Annotated in this window: 18 protein-coding genes; 16 read left to right on the top strand and 2 right to left on the bottom strand. The window is 59.9% G+C overall.

Annotated features, from left to right (window positions below; translation table 11 throughout):
- Window position 1: 1 nt before the first annotated feature.
- Both ACZ9HU_RS18690 and ACZ9HU_RS18685 read left to right on the top strand, forming a co-directional pair.
- On the top strand, window positions 2-871 hold the full coding sequence (locus ACZ9HU_RS18690) for a 2-dehydro-3-deoxygalactonokinase (protein ID WP_476107198.1): 870 nt from the start codon (window positions 2-4) through the stop codon (window positions 869-871).
- On the top strand, window positions 868-1,500 hold the full coding sequence (locus ACZ9HU_RS18685) for a 2-dehydro-3-deoxy-6-phosphogalactonate aldolase (protein WP_476107197.1): 633 nt from the start codon (window positions 868-870) through the stop codon (window positions 1,498-1,500). Before ACZ9HU_RS18690 ends, ACZ9HU_RS18685 begins: the two co-directional genes overlap by 4 nt.
- Window positions 1,501-1,540: 40 nt before the next feature.
- Here the strand turns inward: ACZ9HU_RS18685 and ACZ9HU_RS18680 are convergent, their stop codons facing one another.
- Window positions 1,541-2,398 (bottom strand): GNAT family N-acetyltransferase, encoded by an 858-nt coding sequence (locus ACZ9HU_RS18680; protein ID WP_476107196.1) that lies wholly within the window; start codon window positions 2,396-2,398, stop codon window positions 1,541-1,543.
- 212 nt (window positions 2,399-2,610) lie between these two features.
- Here ACZ9HU_RS18680 and ACZ9HU_RS18675 point away from each other — a divergent pair, with 212 nt between their 5' ends.
- The 7 genes from ACZ9HU_RS18675 to ACZ9HU_RS18645 all read left to right on the top strand — a co-directional run bounded on the left by ACZ9HU_RS18675 (window position 2,611) and on the right by ACZ9HU_RS18645 (window position 9,436).
- Window positions 2,611-3,279, top strand: coding sequence for a haloacid dehalogenase type II (locus ACZ9HU_RS18675; RefSeq protein ID WP_476107194.1), 669 nt, complete (start codon window positions 2,611-2,613; stop codon window positions 3,277-3,279).
- A gap of 35 nt (window positions 3,280-3,314) precedes the next feature.
- A complete protein-coding gene (locus ACZ9HU_RS18670) occupies window positions 3,315-4,010 on the top strand; it encodes a cupin domain-containing protein (protein ID WP_476107193.1) in 696 nt (231 codons plus the stop codon).
- A 349-nt stretch (window positions 4,011-4,359) separates the two neighbouring features.
- Complete coding sequence (locus tag ACZ9HU_RS18665; RefSeq protein WP_476107192.1) at window positions 4,360-5,562, top strand: acetyltransferase domain-containing protein; 1,203 nt, start codon at window positions 4,360-4,362, stop codon at window positions 5,560-5,562.
- A 46-nt stretch (window positions 5,563-5,608) separates the two neighbouring features.
- Complete coding sequence (locus ACZ9HU_RS18660) at window positions 5,609-6,469, top strand: GNAT family N-acetyltransferase (RefSeq protein WP_476107191.1); 861 nt, start codon at window positions 5,609-5,611, stop codon at window positions 6,467-6,469.
- Window positions 6,462-6,623, top strand: coding sequence for a hypothetical protein (locus tag ACZ9HU_RS18655; protein WP_476107190.1), 162 nt, complete (start codon window positions 6,462-6,464; stop codon window positions 6,621-6,623). Before ACZ9HU_RS18660 ends, ACZ9HU_RS18655 begins: the two co-directional genes overlap by 8 nt.
- Complete coding sequence (locus tag ACZ9HU_RS18650; protein ID WP_476107189.1) at window positions 6,620-8,083, top strand: aldehyde dehydrogenase family protein; 1,464 nt, start codon at window positions 6,620-6,622, stop codon at window positions 8,081-8,083. The genes ACZ9HU_RS18655 and ACZ9HU_RS18650 overlap by 4 nt, the downstream gene beginning before the upstream one ends.
- 27 nt (window positions 8,084-8,110) lie before the next feature.
- Window positions 8,111-9,436, top strand: coding sequence for an NAD(P)/FAD-dependent oxidoreductase (locus tag ACZ9HU_RS18645; RefSeq protein ID WP_476107188.1), 1,326 nt, complete (start codon window positions 8,111-8,113; stop codon window positions 9,434-9,436).
- Here ACZ9HU_RS18645 and ACZ9HU_RS18640 read toward each other — a convergent pair.
- Window positions 9,392-9,682 (bottom strand): substrate-binding domain-containing protein, encoded by a 291-nt coding sequence (locus ACZ9HU_RS18640; protein ID WP_476107187.1) that lies wholly within the window; start codon window positions 9,680-9,682, stop codon window positions 9,392-9,394. The genes ACZ9HU_RS18645 and ACZ9HU_RS18640 overlap by 45 nt on opposite strands.
- Here ACZ9HU_RS18640 and ACZ9HU_RS18635 point away from each other — a divergent pair.
- The 7 genes from ACZ9HU_RS18635 (at window position 9,668) to ACZ9HU_RS18605 (ending at window position 18,982) form a co-directional block, all read left to right on the top strand.
- Entirely contained in the window at window positions 9,668-9,949 is a 282-nt protein-coding gene (locus tag ACZ9HU_RS18635; protein WP_476107280.1) for a hypothetical protein, read from the top strand. The genes ACZ9HU_RS18640 and ACZ9HU_RS18635 overlap by 15 nt on opposite strands.
- Window positions 9,950-10,060: 111 nt before the next feature.
- On the top strand, window positions 10,061-11,266 hold the full coding sequence (locus tag ACZ9HU_RS18630; RefSeq protein ID WP_476107271.1) for an SGNH/GDSL hydrolase family protein: 1,206 nt from the start codon (window positions 10,061-10,063) through the stop codon (window positions 11,264-11,266).
- Between the two features lie 78 nt (window positions 11,267-11,344).
- On the top strand, window positions 11,345-12,535 hold the full coding sequence (locus ACZ9HU_RS18625) for a TetR/AcrR family transcriptional regulator (RefSeq protein ID WP_476107186.1): 1,191 nt from the start codon (window positions 11,345-11,347) through the stop codon (window positions 12,533-12,535).
- Between the two features lie 18 nt (window positions 12,536-12,553).
- Window positions 12,554-13,894, top strand: a complete 1,341-nt coding sequence (locus tag ACZ9HU_RS18620; protein WP_476107185.1) for an MFS transporter — start codon at window positions 12,554-12,556, stop codon at window positions 13,892-13,894.
- Window positions 13,895-13,966: 72 nt separating this feature from the next.
- A complete protein-coding gene (locus ACZ9HU_RS18615; protein ID WP_476107184.1) occupies window positions 13,967-16,375 on the top strand; it encodes a TonB-dependent receptor in 2,409 nt (802 codons plus the stop codon).
- A gap of 26 nt (window positions 16,376-16,401) precedes the next feature.
- Window positions 16,402-17,619, top strand: coding sequence for a Ca2+-dependent phosphoinositide-specific phospholipase C (locus tag ACZ9HU_RS18610; protein ID WP_476107183.1), 1,218 nt, complete (start codon window positions 16,402-16,404; stop codon window positions 17,617-17,619).
- A gap of 145 nt (window positions 17,620-17,764) precedes the next feature.
- A complete protein-coding gene (locus tag ACZ9HU_RS18605) occupies window positions 17,765-18,982 on the top strand; it encodes a phosphatidylinositol-specific phospholipase C1-like protein (RefSeq protein ID WP_476107182.1) in 1,218 nt (405 codons plus the stop codon).
- The last annotated feature ends 142 nt before the right edge of the window (window positions 18,983-19,124 follow it).

Here is a 19,124-nt window from a genome sequence, read left to right as displayed (position 1 = left end):
TATGACGGGTGACATGATCGCGGTGGATTGGGGTACGACCAACCGCCGCGCATATCTGATCGACGCAGAAGGACAGGTGCTGCAGACCGAGCGTGACGGGATGGGCCTGTTGGCCGTACCGCCGGGCGGGTTTGCCGATGAAATCGCGGCGATCCGGACCAAGCTGGGTGATTTGCCGGTGTTGCTGGCGGGCATGGTGGGTTCGGCGCGGGGGTGGGTGAATGTGCCCTATCTGCCATGTCCTGCGGGTCTTGCCGATCTGGCGCAGGCGTTTCATTGGGTTGAACCGTGCCGCACCGCCATCGTGCCGGGCCTGTGTGATCCGGCGGGTGACGTCATGCGCGGCGAAGAGGTCCAATTGCTGGGCGCGGTCGCTGCCGGTCTTGCGCCGGATGATGCATTGCTGTGCCAACCGGGCACCCATTGCAAATGGGCGCGGATGGAGGGCGGCAAGGTCGCCTCTTTCGCCACGGCCATGACGGGCGAAATCTTTGCCCTGCTCAAGGGCCAAAGCCTGTTGTCCGAATTTCTGGGCGGAGATGTCAGCGATAATGACGCGTTTTGCGCCGGGGTTCGCGATGGGTTGAACGGCCGGTTGACGACGCATCTGTTCCGCGTGCGTGCCGCCGCGCTGTTGGGCGGGCGTAGCGTGCAGGACAGCGCCTCCTTTGCATCGGGCCTGATGATCGGCCATGACGTGGGCGGCGAAGGTCTGACACCGGGGCAGGCGGTGCATATCCTTGCCGATCCGCATCTGGGCCGCCTATATTCCCGCGCCGTGGAGATTGCCGGCGGCGCACCTGTTCTTGTCGATAGCCACGCGGCCTTTGTAGCCGGAATCCTGCGCCTATGGAAAGCGAGCCAAGCATGAGTAATCCCGTTGAAACCCTGAACGCCGCCCTTGCCATTTGCCCTTTGGTGGCGATCCTGCGCGGGGTACGCCCGGACGAGGTGGAGGCCATTGGCGATGCGATCATAGAGGCGGGTTTCTCGATGATCGAGGTGCCATTGAATTCGCCCGATCCGCTGGTGTCGATCGAAAAGCTGGCGCGCCGTTACGGGCCGGAGGTTCTGGTCGGGGCGGGTACGGTTTTGACCACCGCCGACGTCGCCAATGTCCGCAACGCCGGGGGCAGCCTGATCATCTCGCCGAATGTAAACCTTGACGTCATCCGTGCCAGCGCGGCGGCGGGCATGATCTCGCTGCCCGGTTTTTATACGCCCAGCGAAGCCTTTGCCGCCCTTGACGCGGGCGCCACCGGCCTCAAGCTGTTCCCGGCCGAAGGGGCAAGCCCGGCCTATCTCAAGGCGCAGCGTGCGGTGTTGCCCAAGGATTTGCCGATGCTGGCGGTGGGCGGCGTGACGCCGGACAATCTGGGCGAATGGATGGCCGCCGGGGCGCAGGGCGCTGGTCTTGGCTCGGCGCTTTACAAGGCCGGCCTTGACGCGGGCGAAGTCGGCCAGCGCGCCCGCGCCTTTGTGGCGGCGGCCAAGGCATAAGCAATAAGCAGGGCGCGGGGGGAGCCTGCGCCCTTACTTTTCAGAACAGCGCCTGGCTGACGATGGCAAAGGATTGGCCCAGTTGGCTGGGGACAGGCTCCTCGCCCCGGACCATCACGACAAAGCTGTTGATGTGGATGAGGCCCAATTGTTCCAGCCAGTCATGCAGGCCGCATTCGCCCATCATGTCGAGACGGATGAATTCGCCGCTGCGCGAACCCAGCCATTGTGAAATCAGCGCCTTGGCCCGGACGATATCGGGCGCAATGACCGGGCCGACGACATAGCCGCGGCCAAATCGGCGAAAGATGGCAAAGCCGATTATTTCCTCGTCATGCACCAGAACAATGCCGTGCCCCTTGCCCAGCAGGGCTTTCATCATCTTGGGCCGGACGAGGCCGGTTGCCGCCTCTACCAGCGCCGATACGTCCGTGACGTCATTGGCCCCCATCGGGCGGATACGTTCGCCCGGTTTCAGCGGCACCAGCGGCGCGGTAAAGGCAGTGCCCTGATGCTGGCGAATTTCCGACACGCCGCGAAAGCCCAGTTTGCGCAGCAAAGACAGGCCGCTGTCCGATGCGATGGAAAGGATGGAGCGGTCACCGATCTGATCCAGCACGGATTCCATGATCAACCGCCCGATGCCATTGCCGCGAAACCGGCGATCGACCAGCAACATGCCCAATGTCGCGACCTTTTCGCCATAGATCCACCACATGGCCGAACCCATAATTTCGCCGCCCATTTCCGCGACAACGCCCTGTCCAAGATTGAGCATGGCGGTGATGTCCTGCTTGCGGTGGGGCCATTGTTCACCCTGCGACATGGCGTGAATGGCGGCCACATCCGACGGCTCCATCGCGCGAAGCTTGAGTCGGTTGTCCGGCAAGGTGGCCATCAAAATTCTCCTGTCATCGGGCGGCATAATGTGCCGGTATTTCGGCAATGTCCGGTCGTTGCGATCTATATCCGATTTTCTGGCATTCGATGCCGCGATTGGGACAAAGGGCGGTCAAATTCGTCGGATGTATCGGCCAATCTGCAATTTCATGCCGTCTGACTGCGTTAGCCTGAAGCCCACATCGAGGAATCAACCCAAGGATGGCGTTCATGGCCCACCTCAAGCCCAAATTCATCACTTTTGACTGTTACGGCACGCTGATCAATTTCGAGATGGCCCCGGTTGCCCGTCAGGTCTATGCGGATCGTCTGTCGGGCGAGGCGTTGGAACAATTCTGCCGGGACTTTTCCTTTTACCGGCTGGATGGTGTGCTGGGCGCATGGCGTCCCTATGCCGAGGTGGTGGCCGAAGCATTGCAGCGCGCGTGCAAGCGCAACAAGGTGGAATATCGCGACAGCGATGGCGCCGCGCTCTATGCCGCCATCCCCACGTGGAACCCGCATCCCGATGTGGTCGAGCCGTTGAAAAAGATCGCCCCGGAAATCCCTTTGGTGATCCTGTCCAATTCGATGATCGACCTGATCCCCTATAGCGTAGAACGCCTCGAAGCGCCTTTCTATGCCGCCTATACCGCCGAGGAAGCCCAGTCGTACAAGCCGCGCGCCAAGGGTTTTGAAATGATGTTCGACAAGCTGGGCTGCGGACCGCAGGACGTGCTGCATGTCTCGTCCAGCTTTCGTTATGACCTGATGACGGCCTATGATCTGGGCATCAGGATGAAGGCCTTCGTCAATCGCGGCCACGAACCGATGAACAGCTATTACGAAGTCAATGAAATTTCCGACATCGGCGGTCTGCCCGGGCTGGTGGGCCTGTGAGCGGCGTGGACATGAAGAGCATTGGAGTGGATGAAATGAACAAGGTTGGAGCGGTCATCGATATTCGGGCCTATGCTGCCGGCACCACGCCTTCGAGTGACTGGTTCGCCGGGCGTGCCGCGCCTGCCTTTGCCGATGATGCGGCGCATGTGGCCGCCATTGCGCTGCGCGGCGAGGGCAAGGTTGAGGCCTTGGCCAGTGATGAATGCGTTCTGCTGCTTTCGGGCCGTCTGGAGATCGAAAGCGTCGCCGGAACGCTGGTTCTCGATCCGGCGACCGCCTGCGTCCTGCCGCTGGGCACGGGGTTTGTTTGGCGGGCGTCCGAGGACATGCTGGCCATTATCTATGCCGCGCCCACGGCGGAGGTCGGGACGGTTCGGTTCCCGGTAATGGTGGATCAGACCGCCCCGCTTGAACCGTCCAGCCCGCCTCCGGCACAAAACCTGATTGGTCCTGTGCCCTCTTGCCGCAACCACAGCGATTACTGGTCGGCCAATAAGGAGTTTGTGTGCGGTATCTGGGACTCCACCCCCTATCACCGCATTCAGGTGCCCTATAAGCAGGTCGAGCTGATGTATCTGCTTGAAGGCGCAGTCAGCTTTGCCGACGCCCATGGCAAGGTGACGTTCCACGCGGGTGATGTATGCCTGTTTGTGCGCGGCGATGGCTGTGCGTGGATCAGCGAGGAATATGTAAAGAAAATTTACGCAACCCAGCGTCCAGTCGCGTGATCTATCGGAAAAGGGGCGGCGTGTGATTGTCCCGCGCCGCCTTTGTTTTGGCATAAATCTTCCGGCATACTGTGCCGAATTCGAATGTTCTCCATGCCGCGATTGCTGGTGGAAAAGGCATCTGGCCTGTTGATAGACGGGCTGGAAATAGGCCATTTGGCCCCATATCCGGGCAAATTTTTGTCTTATCCGCGACAATCCATGTTCACAGGCATGGCGGCATATGTTGCCGCGATCGGCCAAGGTTCCGCATAGCGCATTGGCCAAAGCGCGCGATTTGAAAGATGCTGCCATCACAGATCGCTTTAATAACAACACCGATATTCAATCGGCAGGAACGGAGCATCCCATGGGCGCGACAGCCTCGGTTCAAACCAGTAGCATCAGTTCAGGTGTCACCGCCAAGGTTAAGGCGGCGAGCGGGTTTCGATTGCAAAATATCGATGCCCTGCGTGGCTTCGTGATGATCCTGATGTTGCTGGACCACCTGCGCGAGACGTGGTTCGTCTATTATCCGGTTGCCGATCCAGTGGACGCACGCACGATCATTCCGGCGCTGGGTTTCGCGCGATTTGCCGCCAGCCTTTGCGCGCCCAATTTTGTCGCGCTGACCGGCCTTGGCGTGTTCCTGTTCAGCAGCAAGCATACGCGGGCCGAAACGACATCCTTCCTGCTCAAGCGCGGCCTGTTGTTGATGGCGATTGAGGTGTTTTTCCTCTCGCCGCTGTATTGGGGCATTACCGCGCCCACGCTCTGGCTTCAGGTGATCTGGTGCATTGGCGTGTGCATGATTGTGCTGGCGGGGCTGATCCGCTTGCCGCACAAGGCCATTCTGGCGATTGGTCTGGTGATTGTATGCGGTCATAACCTGCTGGACCCGATCCGTTTTGAAGCGGGTGATGCGCTGCTGCCGCTGTGGGCTGAGATCCACCAGCGCGCGATGTTCACATTGCCTGGCGGTCTGATTGTCAAGACGACCTATCCCATTCTGGCGTGGGTCGGCGTGATCTGTCTGGGCTATGGTATCGGGCCGTGGTTTTTGGGCCATGTCGCGCCCGAAACGCGCCAGCGTCGACTGCTGCTGCTCGGCTCTTTCCTGCTGGTGGCCTTTGTCGCCTTGCGCCTGCTCAACGTCTATGGCGACAAGCCGTGGTCGGTGGTCGAAGGCAGCCCACTGCGCACTTTCCTCAGCTTTATTTCGATGACCAAATATCCGCCTTCGCTGCTCTTTTTGCTGCCTACGCTGGGTATTGGCGCGTTGCTGCTGGCGCTGTTTGAGCGGATGCAAGGGATGCGGATCATCGATATGCTGGCCGTCTTTGGCGGGGCGCCGATGTTCTTCTATCTGCTGCACCTGAGCGTTCTGCGTATCCTCTATCACTCGGCGCTGGCCATCTGGGGCGCCGATCATGATGGCACCTATGGTGTGGACAGCTATGGCTGGGTGCTGGTGTGGTATGTGGCCATGATCGTGCCGCTCTATATTCCCACAGTATGGTTCTCGCGCCTCAAGAAACGTCGCCGCGACATCGCCTGGCTCAAATATTTCTGACTCGCATTGGGGCAGGCCGCCGCCTTGCCCCGAAAGGAACCCGTCGATGAACGCCGTGACCAGAGATCAACAGAACTTGGCGATCAAGCCGCTGACGGCCGACCATTTGCCGCAGGCGCTGGCTCTCTCGCAGGCGCTGAATTGGCCGTATCGGTTCGAGGATTGGGCCTTTGCCCTTTCGCTGGGGGTTGGCCTTGCCGCGGAACTGGACGGTCAATTGGCGGGGACGGCGATCTGGTGGCCCTATGGCGATGATTTCGCCGCCGCGGGCATGATCATCGTGGCCCCCTTTGCCCAGCGCAGGGGGATTGGCGGCATGTTGATGGACGCGCTTCTGGAACAGACGGCGGGGCGAAGGGTGATCCTCAATTCGACCGAGGAAGGGCGCGCGCTGTATGAAGGCAAGGGCTTTTCTGTTTCGGGCGGCAGGGTGCACCAGCATCAGGCCGTTTTGACCAACGCGCCGGTGGTGGCAACCGATGGCGTGATCCGCGCCATGGCTCAAACCGATTTGCCTGTGATCCATGGCTTGGACAAGGCGGCCACCGGCATGGTCCGGGCTGCTCTGCTTGATGCCTTGTTCGCGCTGGGCACGGTCAAGGTGATCGAACGGAATGGCGCAATCTGCGGCTATGGTTGCGTTCGGCGCTGGGGCCGCGGAATGGTGGTTGGCCCCATTATCGGGCGTGAAGAAACCGACGCTCGCGCGCTATTCGCCGCCTTGGCCGGGGATCATGTGGGCGCATTCGTCCGGATTGATGTGACCAGCAGCAGCGGATTGTCGCCTTGGCTTGAATCCATCGGCCTGCCCGATGTCGGGCCGGTGACGTGCATGGCGTTTGGTCTGCCTCCGGAACAAGGCGCCTCCTTGCGACTGTTTGCCCTTTCGAACCAATCGCTTGGCTGAGGTTCTGACGATGCGTTTTCTTGTGGGAATATTCCAGATGACCGAAACCTTGCCCCCCGATCAATCCGCGAGGTTGAATAGCCCCGAACAGATCCATGTTCCGGCCATGGCTGGCCGCGTATGGGCGATTGGTAATTTGGATGGGGTGGAATGATGACTGAAATGACCCAATCCGGTCTGGACCCGCGCGATTGCGCCTATATCGACGGCCAATGGCAAAAACAGTCGGGCAGCGAGCGATTGCCCGTCGTCAATCCGGCCACGGGCGACGCCTTTTCCTATGTGGTGGCGGGCGATCGGTCGGATCTGGATCGCGCAGTTGTCGCCGCACGGGCGGCATTCCCCGGCTTTGCGGCAACGCCTGTGGCCCAACGGTTGGCTTTGCTGGAACGCATCCACGCCCTGATGGTGGAACGCGCCGAGGAGCTGGCGCAAACCCTGTCGCAGGAAATGGGCGCGGCCATCAGCCACGCCCGCGCCGCCCATGTTCCCTTTGCTCTGGCCCATGTTCAGACAGCGATTGAGGTGCTGCGCGATTATTCCTTCATCCGTATGAAGGGCCGCACCGCCATTGTGCGCGAGCCTATCGGCGTTTGCGGGCTGATTACGCCCTGGAACTGGCCGCTTTATCAGATCACCGCCAAGGTCGCCCCGGCGCTGACGGCGGGCTGTACCATTGTGCTCAAACCCAGCGAATTGTCGCCGCTCAGCGCGATCATGCTGACCCAGATCCTGCATGATGCCGGAACGCCGCCCGGCGTCTTCAACCTTGTCAACGGAACGGGGCCGGAAATCGGCGCCGGGATGGCAGAACATCCCGACATTGACATGATCTCGATCACCGGATCGAACCGCGCGGGCATTCTGGTGGCACAGGCCGCGGCACCGACGATCAAGCGGGTGACGCAGGAATTGGGCGGAAAATCGCCCAATTTGATGCTGGCCGATGCCGATTTTGAACGGGTTGTGCCGCTGGGCGTTTTGGCCGCGATGCGCAATGTCGGCCAATCGTGCAGCGCGCCAACCCGGATGATCGTGCCGCGCGCCAATCTGGCCCAGATCGAGGCCATCGCCAAGGCAACGGTTGACGCCATCGTGGTGGGCGATCCGGCCGATGAAGCCACCGTCATGGGCCCGATTGCCAATGCCGCCCAATATGCCCGCGTTCAGGCGATGATTGGTGAAGGCATTGCCGAAGGGGCCAAATTGCTGTGCGGCGGATTGGGACAGCCTGACGGCTTGGCCCAGGGATTGGAGCGCGGCTTCTTTGTCCGCCCCACCATTTTCACCGATGTGGCGACGTCGATGAAGGTCGCGCAGGAAGAAATCTTCGGGCCGGTGCTCTGCATCCTTGCCTATGATGATCTGGACGAAGGCATTGCTATTGCCAATGATACCCGCTTTGGCCTTGGCGGCCATGTGCAAAGCGGGGATGTCGAGGCGGGCCGCGCGGCGGCTTTGCGCATCCGCACCGGACAGATCCACCTCAATCAGCCCGCTTGGGACCCTCATGCCCCCTTTGGCGGCTATCGCCAATCGGGCAATGGCCGCGAATATGGCGAATTTGGTTTCGAGGAATATCTTGAAACCAAGGCCATCCTTGGCTTTGCCTGACCTTTCGGATTACGGAGTAACTGTAAGATGCCCGCGCCACTGCGTTTTATCGAATCCACATCCGAATTGCCTTTGGAGGCCGATGCCGTGGTCATCGGCGCGGGCATCGTGGGCAGCTTTGCCGCCTATTATCTGGCCAAACGCGGGCTAAAGGTCGCTTTGGTCGAAAAGGGCGTGGTGGGGGGCGAACAATCCAGCCGCAACTGGGGCTGGTGCCGTCAACAGAACCGCGATGCGCGCGAATTGCCTATTTCCACCAAAAGCCTTGGCCTTTGGGAACAATTTGGCGCGGACACGGGCGAGGAAACCGGCTTTACCCGTTGCGGCCTGTTTTATGTCAGCAACAATGATCAGGAATTGGAAACCTGGGCCAAATGGGGCCAATTTGCCAAGACCGTGGGCGTTGAAACCTATATGCTGAACAGCGACGAAGCCAGCAGTCGCGGGCGCTTTACCGGGCAAAGGTGGAAAGGCGGCGTCTGGTCGCCCACCGATGGCATCGCCAATCCGACACTGGCCGCGCCGGCGGCGGCCAAGGCGGTGATGGCTTTGGGCGGCACGGTTCATCAGGGATGCGCCGCGCGCGGCATCGAAACCAGCGGCGGCGCGATCAGCGCGGTGGTGACCGAAAAGGGCACGATCCGGACAAAGATCGTCATTATGGCGGGCGGCGCATGGGCCTCGTCCTTTATGTACCAAATGGGCATCCGATTTCCGCAGGCGAGTGTCCGCCAATCCATTCTGGCCGTGTCAACCGCCGGGCTGGAGGTTCCAAAAGCGTTCTTCAGCAAATCGGTGGCCATCACCCAGCGCGGGGAAGGGTGCCATACACTGACGGTCAGCGGCCGGGCGCGTGTTGACCCCACGCTCCAGTTTCTGCGCTTTGCACCCGAATTTTTGCCCATGTTCATGCGGCGCTGGCGCAATCTTTCTCCGGGCGGCCTTGAAGGCCTGATGGCCGGGCATGAGGGGCTCTCGCGCTGGCGGTTGGATGAACCCACGCCTATGGAGGCCATGCGCATCCTTGATCCCAAAGCGGACAAAAGCATGTTGAACCGCGCCCGCAAGGAGGCATCGGCCCTGATCCCCTCTTTGGGCAATGCCCCGGCGGTGGGTTCATGGGCGGGCTTTGTCGACAGCACGCCCGATGGTGTGCCGGTGATCAGCGAGATCCCACAGATTCCGGGTCTTGTTCTGGCCGCAGGCTTTAGCGGCCATGGTTTTGGCATCGGGCCGGGCGCCGGCCATTTGATCGCCGATATCGCCACCGGCGCCGATCCGATTGTCGATCCCCGCCCCTATCGCCTGTCACGCTTTGCCAAGGGCGGGGAAATCGACGTGGCCGAATTCTAAATCAAGAGCGGGTGTGAAGTGGAAAACACATTGGCGGCGTATGAAACGATGGTCGAACAATTTGTGGGTGATTTTTTGGGTTTTCTTGCGCCCGCGAATTGCCTCAACCAACATGTCGATGCCGCCCATTGCCATTTGCCGAATGGGCAGGCGGATCGTGGTCAATTCGGGCCAGATCGTCGTTGCCAACGGTGTATCGTCGCATCCACATACACTTAAATCGCCCGGAACATGCAGCCGTCGCATATGGGCCATCGCGATGGCGACGCGGCCATTGCCGCCAACAGCCCGCAAAACAACATTGCCGTTCCGCTTAAGTCGGTATCGCGCGGTCAGCTTGACCTGTCGGCCAACTATGCCCTGCCGCTGTTCGATGGCAAGGTGAAGGCGACGCTCGACGTGCTGAACATCACCAATCAGCCCATCCGCACGACGTTCGGCTATGATAATGCCACCTATTCCATCTACTGGCCGGGTCGTCAGATCCTGTTCGGTCTGCGGGGTAGCTTCTGATCCCGATAGGGGAAAGGAATGGAAGGGCCGGTCACATGACTGGCCCTTTCGCATTGCGGCAAGGGATGAGGGTTCAAGATGAAATGGTTGTTGACGGCAGCACTGGCCAGCATGACCTTCTATCAGGGGGCGCAAGCCAAAACGGCCCCGACATGCAAGGCGCAATGGGTGGCCGCATGGGGTTCGGCACAGTTTCAGCCTGATGCCAACAATGCGCTCCCGACGGGCAGTTTTGCGGACAAGACCCTGCGCGAGATCTTGCGCGCATCCATCGATGGCCGCCGCATCCGCCTGCGCCTTTCCAATTTGGCAAACGCCCAACCATTGACATTAAAGGGTGTCAGCGTCGCTCTGGCGCGCGATCCGGCCCATGCGGCCATTAACCCCGCGACGGTTCGCCCGGTGCGCTTCGATGGGCGCGATGATGTGACTATTCCGGCGGGTGCGGACTATTGGTCGGATCCGATTGATCTGCCGGTTGCGGCGCTTGGCGATCTGGGGGTGTCCATTGCCTATGGCGCAGAGCCCGCCACCCAGACCAGCCATCCCGGATCACGCGCGACCAGCTATTTGCTGGCAGGCGATCAACGCGACGCCGTCGACATGCCGGGGGCGACAATGACCGATCACTGGTTTCAATTGTCGGGGGTGGAGGTCGAGCGTTGCGCCCCTGCTCGGGTGATCGTGGCCTTGGGCGATTCCATCACCGATGGCCATGGCACCACGACCAATGCCAATAACCGTTGGACCGACATCCTTTCCGCCCGGCTTCAGGCCAGTCCCAGCTATCGCAACACCGCTGTGATCAATCAGGGGATCGGCGGCAATCGACTGCTTAACGATGGCTTGGGGCCAAATGCCTTGGCGCGGTTTGAACGGGATGTTCTGGGACAGCCGGGACTGAGCCACATCATCGTGCTGGAAGGCATCAATGATCTGGGCACTTTGACGCGTGACGCGCCGGTTTCGGATGCGCAGCACGATCGTCTGGTGGCGCGCATGATCGGCGCCTATCGCCAGATCATTACGCGGGCCCATGCGCGCGGCGTGAAAGTCATTGGGGCTACGATCATGCCCTTTACGGGTTCGGACTATTACCACCCCGACGCCCGGAACGAGGCAGACAGGCAGGAAGTCAATGCATGGATCCGGGGCAAGGGTAATTTTGACGGGATTATCGATTTTGACGCAATCACCCGCGATCCTGCGCATCCAGAGCGTCTGTTGCCAGCCTATGACAAGGGTGACCATTTGCACCCCGGCCCCGCGGGCTATCGTGCCATGGGGCAAGCCATTGCGCTGTCTTTGTTCAAATAGGGCCAACAGGTCATGTGCAAGATGACATTGTCACATTCACGCCTTAGAGGAGGCTTTCCCGCATAAACAGGGAAGCCGATGATCCTTGCCGACGACAAAGCGAATGCCGCCCAGCCGATCATCGCAGCGGCCCTTGAACTGATCGCGGAAAAGGGGCTGAGTGAACTGACCCTGCGCCCCTTGGCGGAAAAGGTCGGGATGAGCCTCAATGCCCTGACCCAAACCATGGGGACCAAGGAGCAGCTTTTGGCGCAGGTCATGGTCAGCGCGATGGAGCGGGATAATCAATTCCGCGCCGAGTGGTTGCACCGTGTGAAGGGCATGGTCCCAATCGGACCGTCCATGCGGGCTTTGTTGGCGGAAACTATTCTGGACGATTGGGTGGTCGGGCAACGCCCGCTCGCTTGCCTGCTGATCGATATGGTGCAGGAGGCGGGACGTCAGCACGATTGCCCCGAAATCCTGGATGCGTGGCTTGACCAGGTGGGCGGATTTTGGGCCGAACTCCTGTTCGACGATCCACGTCAGGCCGATGCGTCTTTGGGCTATATTCTTGATGAGGCTGGCTTCTCTCTGTTCGCCCACGCCAATCCAGCCTATCGCATGGTGCGCGCACTTTGCCTTCACCGATTTACCGGCGGCATCTATCCCCAACCTGATGAAGAGGTGGGGCGGGGGCGTGACCTTGAACAATGGATTGCCGCGCTCGAGCCTGCGCAAACCTATCCCGACACGCCGGACCGCAGCAAACGCGGTGCCATCGCATCGGCGGCGGGTCGCCTGATTGTCACTCAAGGTCTGGAGGCATTGACCCATCGCTCGGCGGCCTCGGCGGCCGGGACGCCGGCATCGACGGTCGTCTATCACTTTGGGACGCGGGATGAATTGATGGTGGCTGCGCTTCACGCGGTTGTCACGAATTTCCGGCATAATCTGGCCGAAAACTTTGGTCAGCCGCAACCGTTCCATGCCAATTATGACTTCTCGCAAGATCTGGTCAGGGCGACCTCGATCATCGCCATTGCGGCCGCGCGCCATCCGGGGCTGGCGCATCATGCGCTCGACATGCGGCGTCGGCGGGGCGAAAATATTGTCACCACGGTGCTGTGGGAAATGGGCCTGCCCAAAGGGCGCACGGCGGATCGTTGCACGTCGCAGGTGGCATCGATTGCCTTGTTCGGGATGCGCATGGTGGCCATGGCGCGTGGACGGGATGAACATAAAGTGTTGCTGGCGGCCTTTTCGCGACTGGCCGAGGTTTGCCGTTAGTCGGCAAGGCGGCGCCCTGTGCGCCTGAAACAGGACGCCGTGCCTGACCGGCTCGAAATGCTGGCGCTGTCGCTGCCCAGTTTTGTGTTTTCCGGCTATGAACTGGCCCGAAAGACGTATCTTCCCATTCTGCTGGTTGATGGGGCGGGTTTGGGGATGGGGCGCGGCGGGATGGTCCTTACCATCATGGCAGGCTGGATCATTCTGGTCGAGGTGTTGTTCGGCATGGTTTGCGACCTTTCGCCCGATCCCCGGCGCAGGCGCGGATTTTGGATCGTGGCGGGGACATTGCTGCAATGGGTCGGCGGGTTGATCCTGTTACTGGGGCCGTCGCAAGGACATTCGGTTGTGCTGTGGATGACGGGGCTGTTGCCTTTGGCCAGCGGTTGGGTGCTTTCCAATCTGGCCCATGGCGCATGGGCGTTGGAACGGGCCAGCGGCATCGTCGCGCGGGGCCGGATCTTTGGCGCAAGGGCACAGGCGGGGATGGCCGGTTCCATCCTTTTCGGTTTCGTCCTGTTGTGGAGCCGTCATGGTGCAAAAATAGGCAATGATTTCTATGCCCTGCTTGTTCTGACGATGGTTGGGGCGCCTCTTGTCCATGGCCTGTTGATCTGGCGAGTGCCGGAGCGGGGCGGTTCCTGTGCAAGGGAACCCATGAACTGGGCCGTGATGCTCAAACCCTTTCGGGTCTGTGTGGCGTCACCGGCTGATGCATCACTGGCGGGCCTGTTTTTGATGGTGGGCGCACATATGGCTGTGATCGGCAGCAGCTTTCTCTTCATCGCCCGCTATCGCCTCGCTCTGCCCGATTGGGGAACACCCGGTATTGTCATGCAGGCGGTGGCGGCCATGGCCGCCACCGGTGTGGCGCCCCGATTGCTGCACAAATTTTCGCCACTGCGGATGCTGACTGCGGTCTTTGCTGCCAATCTGGCGCTGGGGCTGGCTTTGCCTTTGTTGCCACAGGGGCGGGTGTGGCCCTTTATGGCTTGGGCTTTGGGCAGCGGGGGAACGATGGCGGTCGATTTCATGCTGCTGCGTGTGCTGTTAGGGCAAAGGCTTGACCGTGATCGAGAGCGTGATGGCGATGCGCCGGCGGCGGCTTTTTACGCCGGATTCCATCTTCCTTTTAATATCGGGGCGATGATCGGGACGGGACTTTTGTTCCATTTGGCGGCCTTGTCGGTGTCGGGCGCTATGGTGTGGTTGACATGCGCTTTGTCGACGATCCTGATGGTGGCGGCCTTGGCGTGTGCGTTCGTTTTGGGGCATTTCAGTCGCAGGGAGGGTGGTCACGCGGGATTAGGTTTTAAGCTGAACAATCGTATTTTTTATACGACTATAAGCAGAATTTAAACTGCACATTCGTCTCTGAATTGTCATGTGCGCCGCATAATCGGGCTTCAAGTCAACTTGGGGTTTCGAATCATGACCAATGTCCGCCGCTACGGCCTTGTCGCGCCTGCCGTACTTCTTGCCGCCACCGCCTTGGCGGGTCTGCCCATGATTGCCCGTGCCGCTGAAGTCGCGCCCGCTTCTGCATCCACGGGTGCTGATGGCCAGCCTGTGCTGGATCAGATCCTTGTCACGGCCGAGCGCCGCAAGGAAAAGATGCAGAACGTCCCCATCTCGATCATTTCGCTCAGCGGGGACGCGTTGCAGAACAGCGGATACCAATCGCTGACCAACCTGCAATATACGACGCCGGGCCTGACCTATGACCCGACGCAGGGCGCAGCCTTTCAGATCCGCGGCGTGGGGTCGACATCCTTCGACTTTTCCAATGCGAAATCGGTGAATGTCGTGGTCGATGATGTCGTGATGGACGCCCAGCGCGACCTTGGCATCACCGGACTGGTCGATATTGAGCGGGTCGATGTGCTGATGGGGCCGCAGGGCACGCTGTTTGGCAAGAATTCAACCTCCGGCGTGATTTCGATCACGACGGTCAAGCCCAAGCTCAACGACTTTTCCGGCAAAGTTTACGCCAGCTATGGCGAGCGCAATGACCGAACCGTGAATGGTACGATCAATGTGCCTTTGGGCCAGACGGCAGCGCTCCGCATCAGCGCCTTTGACGTCGGCCAGGATGGCAAGGGGCGTTATGTCACGCTCAACCGCAATCTGGGCCGGGTCGATGAATATGGCGTACGGGGCAAATTGCTGTGGCAACCGAGCGATGATCTCGAAGTCATTTTGGCGGGGGAATATACCCATCATTATGATACGTCGGTGCGCACCGCCGTCGGCGGCCCGGCCGGAACCAGCTTTGCCCCCAGCGCAGCCGTTACGGCGGCCCAGATCGCGCTGGGCGTGACGCCAGGGCCGCGTAATGTCGATACTGCCGATGGTTTCCTCGGCTCGATCGTGACGGTGAACAAGGGCGGATCGCTGCATGTCGCCTATAAGCTTGGCGACCATACGCTGACATCAATCACCGCCTATCGCGAGACAAAGTATAACAATGACACCCCGGCCGACTTGCTGCCCAATGATGTCTATTCCTATATCTCGTATAATTCGGGCCGGTTGAAAACGGACAAATTCAGCGAGGAAGTTCACTTGGCATCGCCCGCCGGCGGTTTCGTCGAATATCTGGTGGGGGGCTTCTATAACCGCCTGCACGCCAATCAGACGCAGGTGCAATGGGGGCCGTTGGGCACCAGTCCGTTGATCGTCAATGGTCAGGTGATCAGCAATCTTTACGCCAATACCGGCGCCAATGATCCGGTGACGGGCAAATTGCTGGGCAATGCGGTGCAATTCAACGCCCATAACGAAACGCTGGCCGCCTTTGGTCAGGTCAAGTTCAACCCCACGCCGCGTTTCAGCCTGACGCTGGGCGGGCGGTATAATTATGATCGCAACGATCAGACGATCAGCTATCCCACCATTGATCCCGTCCCCATTCTGGGCCGGGCGATCACCTTTACCGCGACGGGCACCGCACCGACCGCCGATTATCGCTATGGCGTCAAATCATCGACCCGATTTACCTATCGCATCGCGCCCACGTTTCAGTTGAACAAGGACGTTATGCTTTATGCCACCTATTCCACCGGGTATAAGCCGGGCGGGGTGGCGTTTGTGGGTAACAAATACGATCCCTATAACCCGGAATCGGTCAGCAGTTGGGAAATTGGTGAAAAGGGCGAATTTTTCAACCACCGCCTGCGCGTCAATTTCGACGTCTTTTCATCGAAATACACCAATTTTCAGGCGACGATCCTGACCCCGGTTTCAACAGGCGTAGGCGGCTTTATCCTTGCATCGGCCATCGGCAATGCGCCGGGCCTGCGCAGCCGGGGCATTGAGGCGCAGGTCGCCTTCAAGCCGACGCACAGCCTGTCGCTGTCCGGCGCGGTGACGTTCACGGATGCCAAATTCACCAGTTACGTGGCCAGCAGCAACGCCAATTACACCGGCACGCGTTTGACCAATGCGCCGCGCTGGATGTCGACGATTGCCGCCGATTACAACGCGCCGATCAATGACAAGACCGATCTGAAAGCCCACCTGGAATATGTCTATCGGTCGGATCTGCAAACGGTGACGGGCGCCATTCTGGGCGACATTACGGCCCCTGCCGTGACCAATGCGGATGGCACAAAGACACCCAACGCCAGCTATTCCTATGTGCCCGGATATGGGCTGGTAAACGGGCGCATCACGCTGGCCCGCGCCAATGATCGGGTGGAGGTCGGTATCTATGCCCGCAATCTGTTCAATCAGTATTTTTCGACAGGTTGGCAGATCTACGGCGCCTTGGGCCTGCTGCATTACACTTCGCCCGATGCTTATCGCACGGTGGGCGCCTTTGCCCAGGTGAAGTTCTAAAGCCCAAAAGCGCAAAGGATAAAGCGATGAAGAACAAGCTTTTGCGCGGCGGCGCGGCCATGGCACTGTCCATGGCACTTTCCATCGCCGCCATCGTGGCGCATGCCAATCCGCAGTCCAAGGATGATCTGAAAATCAATCAGATTCAGGTTCTGGGCACACATAATTCCTATTCACAAGGGGTCGATCCACAGATCATGGCCATGGCCGATGGCATCATTGGCCCGCGCATGTCGCAAATGGCGCTCAAGATGACGCCGGCGGCGCGCGCGCATTACAAGGAATATCATCCGAACGAAGTCAGCATGACCGAGGCGCTCAACTATCGCTATGGCACATTGACCGATCAACTGAATGCCGGGATGCGCAGCCTTGAACTCGATCTCAATCGTGATCCGGAGGGCGGGCGGTTTCTGCACCCTGCGGCCTATGAAGCGGCCGCGGCCAAGGGCATCGCGCAGGCTCAGCTATTGCCGCATGACAAGGCCGGGTTGGACCAACCGGGCCTGAAGGTCATGCATATCGTCGATTTTGACGTGCGTTCCAGTTGCAACCTTTTCACGGCATGCCTTGCCGAATTGCGCCGATGGTCTGATGCGCATCCCGATCACGAACCTGTCTTCATCCTGCTGGAGGCCAAGAGCGATCAGGTGCCGATCTTCCCCGGATCGAAGCCGCCGCTGTCATTTACCAAAGAGGCGTTTGATGAAATGGACGCCGATCTGTTCAAGACGATTGGGCGCGACCGGATTATCACGCCCGATTTGGTGCGAGGCACCTATCCCACGCTGGAGGCCGGGGTGAAGGCAGGCCATTGGCCAAAGCTGAAAGAGGCGCGGGGCAAATTTGTGTTTCTGTTGTTGACGGCGTTGGATACCGATGGCCTGTCGGGTTATCTGCATGGCCACCCAAATCTGGAAGGACGCGCGGCCTTTCTGGAATCCAGACCGGGGCAGGATTACGCCGCCTTTCTGTTGATGGACAATGCCACGGTGCGGGCGCGCGAAATTCCCGAACTGGTCAAGCAGGGCTATCTGGTGCGTGCCCGCGCCGATATCGAAACATGGGAAGCCAAGGTCAATGATCCCAGCCGTGCCCGGCAGGCTTTGGCCAGCGGGGCGCAGATCGTTTCGACCGATTTCTATAAATCGGGCAATGCCTATGGCACGGATTACCTTGTGCAATTACCGGGCGGCGGCGCGATGCGTTGCAATCCGGTCAATGCGCCCAAGACCTGTCATTAATGGCCAGCATTTCGGGCCTATCCGGGCGGTAACATGCGCGGATGACCTCGCTTTCTTTTCAATCTCCTTTCTCCAAGGACACCCTATGCGTCGCCCCATGGCTGCAATCTTGCTTCTTCTGCCCCTGATGTTGTCGGGGACGGCTATGGGGCGAGAAGCTGCACGCGGCGGGGGCTGTCATCTAAACGCGCCCGATGTCAGCCACGCTGGCAAGCATTGTGCAACCCGCTGGATGGACGAAAATTTGCGGGTGAATGATCTGATGACGGTGGGCACGCATAACAGTTACAAGCGTGCCATCCCGCCTGCTGATTACCGATTGATCCATGCGATGAACCCCAAGGTGGCGCAGGAACTCGACTATGCCCACAAGGATTTGACCGCGCAGTTGAATGCCGGTGCGCGTCAGATCGAAATTGATGTCGTCTATGACCCGCAAGGGGGGCGTTACAGTCGGCCCCTCATCCCGGCAAGGACGCAGACAACACTCGACCCGGCGTGGGGCAAGGCAATGGAACGCCCCGGTTTCAAGGTGTTGCACGTGCCCGATGTCGATTTCCGGTCCAGTTGCGTGACCTTCAAGCTTTGCCTTGGCATTGTGCGCGATTGGTCGCGGGCGCATCCGCGACATGCGCCCATCACCATCCTGATCAATGCCAAGGATGGCAAGGCGGCCCCCGGTGGCGTCCCGTTGCTGTCTTTTGATGAGGCCGCTTTTGACGCACTCGACGGCGAAGTGCGGTCGGTTTTTACCGCTTCGCAATTGCTGACCCCTGATGATGTTCAGGGGCGCTATCCCACGTTGCGTGATGCGGTCCTGCACAACAATTGGCCAAAATTGCAGGCGGCGCGGGGGCGGATCCTTTTTGCGCTGGATGAAACGCCGGAAAAGGTGGCGATCTATCGCGGCGCGCGCGTTTCCTTGGAAGGGCGCGTGATGTTCATCAACATCGACGAGCAATCACCCGCCGCCGCTTATCTGACGCTCAACCGCCCGGTTGAGGATGGCGAACGCATTGCACGCGATGTTCGCGCCGGTTTCCTTGTCCGCACCCGCGCCGATGAAGGCACTTGGCAGGCACGTGGCAATGACCTTGCCCACCGTGACATCGCGCTTCATTCCGGCGCGCAGGCTGTTTCGACCGACTATCTCTGGGCCGACCCGCGCTTTGCCGGTGGCTATACCGTTTCATTACCCTCGCGCGCGGCCAGCATGTGCAACCCTATCCGTATGGGGGATCGGTGCGGCAACATGGCTGTCGAATATGTGGACAACAGCGATTGGCGCAAAGCGCAGGCGGCACCGATAGTCTGGCCCGATCGTCGCGCAACGGACGGAATGCCGACCACTATTACAAAGTAAATAGGGCGGCGAGGCTCTCCATTATTTCCATTTAATGGCCGCCTGACCATCACCGCAAGGTTTCAGGATGATGCCAGCCTAAACCTATGGTGATGAGAAATTTCAGTATTTTATCGAATAGGCCTTTCCTGTATACGCCCCC

Source organism: Novosphingobium sp. Sphag1I (assembly GCF_056279125.1).
This window is presented reverse-complemented; position numbering and strand designations above follow the sequence as displayed.